This window comes from Kitasatospora sp. NPDC057542 (assembly GCF_042801945.1).
In the GTDB taxonomy this organism is placed as follows: domain Bacteria; phylum Actinomycetota; class Actinomycetes; order Streptomycetales; family Streptomycetaceae; genus Kitasatospora.
This window is the reverse complement of the sequence record NZ_JBHVFE010000044.1, coordinates 24142-32158: the sequence shown is the minus strand read 5'-3', so window position 1 is coordinate 32158 and position 8017 is coordinate 24142. Positions and strand designations below refer to the sequence as shown.

Here is an 8017-nt window from a genome sequence, read left to right as displayed (position 1 = left end):
GTCCCCCGGGCCGCCGCAGTTGCTGCGCCCCGGGGGACGGGGGCGTTCGGCTGCTCGCTGTTCCTACCGCCCGGCCGCGCGGGCTTTCCCGGCGTGGTACCGGCCGTTGCCTGTTCGCGGCGGCGGCGGGCCTGCGCCCCCCAACGTCGGGGGTTGACCGGTCGTCTGTCGTTCCTATGGTGTGTCTTGTTCCCGCCCGGCCGCTGTCGAGTGCCGCTTGTGCGCCGGCGGTGCGGGCTTCCCCGGCACCTCCCCGCCCCTTTCCCCCCAGGGGGCGGGTTGCAGGTGCCACCGCCGCTCCGCAGCCGGCGCTCCCCGGCCCGGGCGCGGGGCGGCCCCATCAACCCACCCAATGAGCAGGAGCGCTCTCATGAGCACGACGACCCGAAAGGACGTCTCCCAGGCCACCGGCGAGGAGACCAAGGTCGCGGACATCGAGGCCCGGACGCGCCCCTTGGAGGCCGACGAGACCCGCCCGGCCACCATGTTCGACCCGCCCCTCACTTACTACGCGGACGGCACCGCCGTGATCATGCGTGCGAAGGGGACCGAGCGGACCGGAACCACCTTCGGGACCGCGGGCGGCGGCGCCACGTACGCCTTCCAGGCCGTGCGCTGGGACGGCGGCGGCGCAGACCTCGTCGCCCCCCACGTATTGCATCGCGCGACGGCCACCACGGCCGCCGCGGCCCTTCCGGATACCACTGCGCCGGTGCCCGGTGAGTGGACCACCATCGGCACCGAGTACCACCAACTGGTGAGCGTGACCACGGCCGTGTGCGGCGCTGACATCCGGGGCCGGGCCATCACCGACGCCCGTCCGACCCTTCCGTGGACCGCGATTCCCACCAGCGCCCCGCGCTGCCCCACCTGTGCCACCCGGGCGATGACGGCCGCCGTCGAGCGGCCAGCCGCGTGCAAGCATGGGCATGTGCCGCTGACGGGCACCGTCGGCGATCCGATCGCGCAGTGCGCGAACGCCGATGGCCGCACCGAGTGGGGCGCCTTCAACGCGGAGGGCTGCTTCTACGTCTACGACTGCGCCGTGGACGTCTGCAACGCGTCCGTCGTGGAGAACCTCGCGGCCCAGTCACTGCCGGACGACCCCGAGAGCACATGGTCGCGAATCTGCCCCGACCACGAGGGCCAGCCCGCTGACGCATGCTCCGAGTGCGACGCCGACTACCAGGACCACGAGCAGTAGCCCAGCCCGCCAGCCGCCGGTCAATCCGGCCCGGCCCGGGGTTGACCGGCGTCCTGCCGCTCCTACTGTGCGTCCTGTTCCCACCCGCACGGCCGTGACCGTCCCGGCCGTGCGGGCTGTTGGCGCCCCGCCTGCCCCGCAGACGGGGCGCCCCACCACACCCACCCCCGTGCTGCGCCCCGTCACGGCCATCCCAGTCCGTGCCCGACGGCCTGACCGGGGCCCGCGCTCTCAACTCCACCTCGGAAGAACGGACTCACACCCATGCCCGAGACACTGCTGCTTCGATTCCCGTTGGCCGACATCCTGCCTCTCGCCGAGCACGCGGCCGCAGCATCCGACCACCGCACCGACCCATACTCCGACGCCAGCGGAGCATGCCTCATCTGGGTGAAGGACGACGGTACCTACATCATGTCCAACGGCCTGCCGCACCTGCCCGGCAAGGACATCCACCACCACGTCGTCCACGCCGACGGCTGGGGCCCCGGCACCGAGAACGAACTCCGCTGCACCCCAGTCGGCGGCGACGACTTCGCGGAGTACTTCCCGCTGAACGAGCCCCTGTCCAGCGACACCACCACCACGATGCTGGATCAGCTTCGCGCCGCCGTCGCGGACGGGCTGCGCTGGCTGGAGCTGGAGGTCAGCGAGGACAGTATCGGCCTCGCCTACAGCGACTGAGCCAGCCCACAACGGCCCCGCCCCGGGTGGCCGCCGCCAGCACCACGACCCCCGTTCCCCCGGGCCGCAGCAACTGCTGCGCCCCGGGGGAGGGGGCGTGGTACTGCTCGTTGTTCCTACCGCCCGGCCACGTGCCCTGCTCCCGCCCTCGCAGGCTTTCCGGCGTGGTACCGGCCGTTGCCTGTTCGCGGCGACCGGCGGGCCTGTGCCCCCCAACACCGGGGGTTGACCGGTCGTCTGTCGTTCCTATGGTGTGTCTTGTTCCCGCCCGGCCGCTGTCGAGTGCCGACGCGCTCCGGCGGTGCGGGCTTCCCGGCACCTCCCCGCCCCTTCCCCCCAGGGGTGGGTTGAGGCGCGCCGTCGCTGCCCCGCCCTGTCCGGCCCTACACGCCGGTCAGGGGCCCGTGTGGCGGCATGCTGGCCGGGACCCCCGTCCCACCCCCGGACGGGTGCCCCGGCCAGCACCCCCGAGAACCATCCGGCCGCCCGCCCCCTCGGCCGGCCGGATACCCCACCGCCACCGTCACCACCCACGGCCGCCGTCATCACACGGCCGTCGCCCAGCCCCGCACCCGCCGCCCCGCCTCGGCCCCGCATGCCGCCCCGGCGGCCCCCGCACACCACCACACCACCAGGGAGTACCCCATGGCCACCATCACCGGATACCACCTCACCAGCGCCAGCCGCCGCCTCATCTTCGACAACCGCAACTACGATCCCGTGCGCGACGTCCTGACGGACCTGATCAACGGCAGCCACACCGGCCAGCTCTACCTCTGGGAGAGCATCGACACAGGCAACCCGGACCCCTCCATCCCCGGCCGCACCATCACGGACTGGCGCCTGGTCACCATCCGCAACCCCGCCCCCCAGCAACTGCGCCCCGCGCACCGCGCCGACTGCCCCGACGACGAGCCCTGCGACTGCGAGCCGACCGTGCCCGTCCCCCTGCCCGCGTGGTGCAACCTCTTCGCCGGACTCACCCTCAGCCCCCTGTTCCACCTCCACCCCACCGACCGGGCCCGACTCACCGCTCTCCAGTGGCCCGCCCCCAAGGACGCCGAAGGGTGGACCTACCCCGACGGCGCCACCACCGGCTGAGTACCTGCCCCGCCGACACACCCCAGCCCCATGTCCTCCGCGAGCCCGCACCGCCAGGGCAGTCGACCAGTCCCTCACCGCCCCTACGGCGCGTCCTGTTCCCACCCGCACGGCCGTGAGTCGTTCCGGCCGTGCGGGCTCCCCCCGGCACCCCGCCCGGCCGCACGCCACCCCCCGCGGCCCGACCGTTCCATCCGCAGCACCGGACACCATCGCGCCGGCCTGCACCCACAGACCCTGAAAGGCCCCGCCGTGCCCCGCGACCCCGTGATATCCACGATCCGCCCGCCCGCACCACGCCCCTGCGACAGCTGCCCCTACCGGCGTGACGTCCCCTCGGGGATCTGGGCCGCCGAGGAGTACGAGAAGCTCCGCGCCTACGACGCCCCGACAGGAGAGCAGCCGACCGCAATGTTCCAGTGCCACCAGAACGACGCCGACAGCCAGGCCAGCCGTGTGTGCGCGGGCTGGGCGGGATGCCACGGCGAGGCCCTGCTGGCGCCGCGGATCGCCCTGCTGACGGCTGCCATGGACGGCCCGACCCTCGAAGCCGTGGTCACCTACGTGTCCCCAGTGCCGCTGTTCTCCTCGGGAGCCGAGGCAGCCGACCACGGCCAGGCCGACATCGACCGGCCCGGCCCGGAGGCCGACCGCCTGATCGACAAGATCATCCGCACGCGGCGGGACATCCGGCTCGGCTGAGGACGACCACCCAGCCGGGCCCACACCACCGCTCGCCCCATCAGGGCCGTCACCCGGCGGTGCAATGGCGGCCCCGCCAGCATCCCCGCACGTTGCACCCCCGCCCGGCCGGGGAGAGTCCACCAACAGCCAGGCCTGCCGAAACGACAAAACCCGTCCGGCCCCGGGCCCGCAGTCGAGGCCCCACAGCAGTCGGACGCCCGCACGCTGCGCCCGGCCCCCGGCCTGCGCCCACCGCGGCCCACCGCAGAGCCGGGGGCGGATTCCCGCTGCCCCGCCGGACCTGGCCATCAGAAGCGGGGGAGACCCGGCGAGACAGGCCACCAGCGGCCGGTCCCCGCCCGGTAGGCCGTTGACCGGCTCCCTGCCGCGCCTACCTTCCAGCACACCGAAACCGACCCCGCCATCACACGGCCGTCGCCCCGACCCCGCGCCCCGCCTCGGCCCCGTATGCCGTCCCGGCGGCCCCCGCACACCACCACACCACCAGGGAGCCCTGTGACGGCCAAACCGAACACCCCAGCCCAGGAGAAGAGACTGTGATGAAGAAGCCTTTCGCCCCGCCGTGTGGCTCCGGGAGGACCGATGACGAGACGGCGGAGGCTGTCGTGACCCGCACCCTTGCCGAATGGGGCATGACCGCGCTCCGCGACGACGACTGCGGGTACACGTGGATGGTCATCGGGTACGACCAGTCCTCCCAGGGCTTCTTGGAAACTCCCGCCGAGACCTACACCGAGCCCTACATCGTGCTCCACCTCAGCTCCGACGATGCGGAGATCACCGTCAGCCGGGCGCCTGCGAGTGGTGACATGTGGCACGTGCGAACGGGCGATGGAACGGGCGACGAGCACATGCTGTTGACCCGCCCGGTCGATCAGCTCGACGAATGCGTCGAGGCCATCGCCGAGTGGATCACCACGCCTCAGATGTAGCCAGACCCGCTGACCCGATTCGGGGGTTGGCCCGCTCCGTCCGGCCCCACACACCGGACAGGGGCCCGTGCGGCGGCACGCTGGCCGGGGCCCTGTCTCCCGTGAACGGTGCCCCGGCCAGCCCCTGAGGACCGTCCGCCCGCCCGGCCCCGCCCACCGCTGCGCCCCACCACCGGTGGTCCGCCGCCCCGTGACCGGCGGGGCACGTCGACGCCGCAGGCCCGCCAGTGCCTTCCGGTCCGGCAACCAGGAGCGGGAATGCCCGGCGCGGGGCGAGGCGTCCGCGTCCGGCCACCAGCACAGCGAGCCGTTGACCGGCTCCCTCCCATGCCTACCTTCCAGCACATCGAGACCGGCCCAGCCGGGGCCAGGCCCACCACGCCAACCGCCCCGCCGCCCGCTCCCGCCCACGGGCCGGAGCCACGGCCGCCGGTCCCCACCACCGCCACGGCCGGGAGCCACATGCCCACACCCGCTACACCCACACCCGCCGCCACCCGACCCACCGCGCACGAGAACCTCCCCCTCTTCGCCCTCGACGCCGACGGCCAAGCCCAGCCGACAAACGAAGCCCTCCCCACACCGACCCACGAGGACCTGCTCGCCCTCGACGGCCCCGAACTCACCGCCCTCCTCGACTCCCTCACCACAGCGCAACGCGACCAACTCGCCGGCCCCTACCCGGCCCGCTGGCTCTACCCGCCGAAGCCCGGCGACGCCCCCCGCGGAGTGACTGTGTGCGCCGGATGCGGCGGCGGCTGCGCCGGGCTGCGCCTGGTCCTCGGCGTCGAAGCCGACATGGTGTGCATCGAGCTGAAGAAAGACCCGACCGCCACCAGCACGGCAGCCGGATGCACCGTCATCCGCCAGGACATCAAGACACTCGACCCCCGCCACCCGGCACTGCGCTACACCCGCCGCGTCATGTGCACGATGCCGTGCATCGACTGGACCCGCGCCGGTCTCGGAGCCGGCCGCAACGCCACGAACCTGGAGATCCTCCTCGACGCGATCGACCAGGTAGGCGCCCACATGGGCAACGTGTGGGTGGACGGGACGGAGGTCTGCACCCACGACGACCCAGGCCACTGCGACGAGGACTGCTACGACCACATGATCGAGCCCTCCGGCGCCCCCATCACCGAACTGTGGGCGCTGGTCGACGACATGACCGCCGAGACCGCCGGACTCATGCTCGCTCCGGTCATCTGGATCCTGGGCCTGCGCTCCATCGGCGCACCAATCGAGTCCATCGTCATCGAGCAGAGCTCGGCCCTACCCGAAGACGTCCAGCAGTACATCCAGACCGAACTGCGGACCGCAGGATGCGAATCCGTGCAGTGGCAGGACCTGAACGCCGCCGACTTCGGCTCCGCCAGCAACCGCAACCGCGCCATCATGTCCGCGCACTGGTACCGCCACCCCGGCCCCGTCACCGTCCCCGGCATCCGCACCAACGCCGCCCTCGCGCTCGGCTGGCCACTGGACACCCGCATCAACACCCGCGGCGAACGCAAGACCAGCGGCGGCAACGTGTTCGCCCTCAACCGCACCATCACCGCCGTCACCGGCAAGATCCGCGGCTGGTACTGCCAGGAGACCGGACGCCGCTTCACCATCCCCGAAGTCTGCGCACTGCTCGGCCTACCCGGCGACTACCCGGTCACCGGCTCCCGCACCAGCCAGTGCCAGCAACTCGGCGACATCTTCTCGCCCCTGGTCTCCGCCGCGGTCTGGGGCACCCTTCTGGGCCTGCCCTGGCTCGACATGCTCCGCACCTACCTCGCCCAGATCTACCCGGCCGTCCACGGCCGACCAGACCCGGCGGCCGTCCTGTTCAACCCCGACCGCCACCACCCCACTCAGGCCGTCACCGAAGCCGAGATCCTGCGCCTGTTCGCCCAGGGCGACTACCCGCGCTTCCGCATCCAGACCAACCAGCCGGCCGCGCACTGACCCCCCACGTCCCTCCCGCCCGGCCGCCGACCCCACCGGCGGCCGGGCACCGCCATGCCCGGCCACACCCCGCCAGCCAAACGCACCACCGGCCGCCCGCGTTCGCGTCAGCCCGTCGGAGGCCGCCGCATCCACGGCGCCGCAGGACCACCCGGCCCCGGTACCGGTCCCGGTGGGGGAGTGCCGGGCCCCGGCTGCACCACCGGCCCAGGCCCGGGCGGCGGGTACCCGCCCACTACCGGATACCCGCCCGTGACCGGCTCCGCGCTCCCCAACCCCGGCGGCCCCCCAACCACCGGCTGCGCCACAGCCCCGTCTACCACCGCTCCCGTCCACTGGCCCGGCACCGCCGCCGCGACGTGGAACGCCAGGCACACCGACGACCCCACCACCACACTGGTGTTCTCACCCACCAACACCACCCGGTCCCGCCCCGCCACCTTCCGATACGACACCAGCCGCATCCCGTGGACCAGCGGACCGTCCCCGCCCTCCTCCACCACCTCGAACGCACCCCCCAGCCACGTCGGGTCCAGCTCACCCGCCATCACCTCGGACACCTGGACCATCACCCCACCCCCCGCACACCATCAGCCGACCCCAACCCGGGCCCGGAACCCGATGCCGCCGCTCCGCCACCCGGGCCCGGACCGCCCGCCCTGACCCCCGCAGCCGCGCCCCCCGCGGGCCGCACCGCTGCTCCCGGCCCGCTGCCGGCCGGCGCCACCGAAGCCCCCGGTGCTACCGGTGCTACCGGTGCCCCCGGCCCGTCGCCCACCGCCCGCTGCGCCCCACCCGTCGGTGCCGTACCGCCCGCCGCCTCCACCGCCGCCACACTCCCGCCACCGGACGCCTTCACATGCGCGACCATCCGCCGCAGCTCACCCACCTCCACACCCAGCCGGTCCGCGACCTCGTCCTCACGAACCGCCACCCCCCGCACCTGAAGGCCACGCATCCGCGCCGCCACCACGGCGCCCTGCTCCCACCCCTCACGCCGCACCCGCTCCCGCGCCGCCTCCAGCTTCCCGATCTGCTCGGCGATGCCGTCCACCGCCGCAGCGGCCCGCTCCTGGAGCGTCAGGAACTCCTCCGCCCCCTCCAACAGCGCCAGATCACGAGCCTCGTACTCGCTGCGCAACTCCCGCGCCCGCCGCCGGGCCGCCACCGACCCCACGGCCTTGCGCGTGACCCCCTTCGCCATGCCCATCCCGCCTCTCTCACTCACCCGTACCGGGGCACCTTCACCGTCACCCGGCAAGAACGAGCCCGGGTGCCGTGCCGCCCGCCAGGCAACCCGCCACCGCCCTTCCGCGGAAAGCCCGCGCCCGGCCAGATCCCGCCTGGCGGGATCCTCCGCGCCCAGGCCGCAGGCACTTCCCATCCGGCGACACGGGCCCACCCCCGTGCCACCACTCCACCTACGCAGCCGCCG

7 protein-coding genes are annotated in these 8017 nt (G+C 73.5%); 6 read left to right on the top strand and 1 reads right to left on the bottom strand.

The genetic code is table 11. The features are described 5' to 3' along the window. Positions 1-370: 370 nt before the first annotated feature. The 6 genes from ACFU7Y_RS08725 to ACFU7Y_RS08700 all read left to right on the top strand — a co-directional run bounded on the left by ACFU7Y_RS08725 (position 371) and on the right by ACFU7Y_RS08700 (position 6582). Positions 371-1204, top strand: a complete 834-nt coding sequence (locus ACFU7Y_RS08725; protein WP_380766997.1) for a hypothetical protein — start codon at positions 371-373, stop codon at positions 1202-1204. 264 nt (positions 1205-1468) lie between these two features. After that, positions 1469-1888 (top strand): DUF3085 domain-containing protein, encoded by a 420-nt coding sequence (locus ACFU7Y_RS08720; protein WP_380766995.1) that lies wholly within the window; start codon positions 1469-1471, stop codon positions 1886-1888. 645 nt (positions 1889-2533) lie between these two features. Next, entirely contained in the window at positions 2534-2989 is a 456-nt protein-coding gene (locus ACFU7Y_RS08715) for a hypothetical protein (RefSeq protein ID WP_380766992.1), read from the top strand. A 252-nt stretch (positions 2990-3241) separates the two neighbouring features. Further along, complete coding sequence (locus ACFU7Y_RS08710) at positions 3242-3691, top strand: DUF6283 family protein (protein WP_380766990.1); 450 nt, start codon at positions 3242-3244, stop codon at positions 3689-3691. A 542-nt stretch (positions 3692-4233) separates the two neighbouring features. Continuing rightward, positions 4234-4626, top strand: coding sequence for a hypothetical protein (locus tag ACFU7Y_RS08705; RefSeq protein WP_380766988.1), 393 nt, complete (start codon positions 4234-4236; stop codon positions 4624-4626). Between the two features lie 462 nt (positions 4627-5088). Further along, positions 5089-6582 (top strand): hypothetical protein, encoded by a 1494-nt coding sequence (locus tag ACFU7Y_RS08700; protein WP_380766987.1) that lies wholly within the window; start codon positions 5089-5091, stop codon positions 6580-6582. Between the two features lie 568 nt (positions 6583-7150). Here the strand turns inward: ACFU7Y_RS08700 and ACFU7Y_RS08695 are convergent. Then, positions 7151-7786, bottom strand: coding sequence for a hypothetical protein (locus ACFU7Y_RS08695; RefSeq protein ID WP_380766984.1), 636 nt, complete (start codon positions 7784-7786; stop codon positions 7151-7153). Between the last annotated feature and the right edge of the window lie 231 nt (positions 7787-8017).

Bases quoted from the DNA above. Each gene is read 5' to 3' on its own strand.
- ACFU7Y_RS08720 (WP_380766995.1), top strand. From the start codon at position 1,469: ATGCCCGAGACACTGCTGCTTCGATTCCCGTTGGCCGACATCCTGCCT.
- ACFU7Y_RS08725 (WP_380766997.1), top strand. From the start codon at position 371: ATGAGCACGACGACCCGAAAGGACGTCTCCCAGGCCACCGGCGAGGAG.
- ACFU7Y_RS08715 (WP_380766992.1), top strand. From the start codon at position 2,534: ATGGCCACCATCACCGGATACCACCTCACCAGCGCCAGCCGCCGCCTC.
- ACFU7Y_RS08700 (WP_380766987.1), top strand. From the start codon at position 5,089: ATGCCCACACCCGCTACACCCACACCCGCCGCCACCCGACCCACCGCG.
- ACFU7Y_RS08695 (WP_380766984.1), bottom strand. From the start codon at position 7,786: ATGGCGAAGGGGGTCACGCGCAAGGCCGTGGGGTCGGTGGCGGCCCGG.
- ACFU7Y_RS08705 (WP_380766988.1), top strand. From the start codon at position 4,234: ATGAAGAAGCCTTTCGCCCCGCCGTGTGGCTCCGGGAGGACCGATGAC.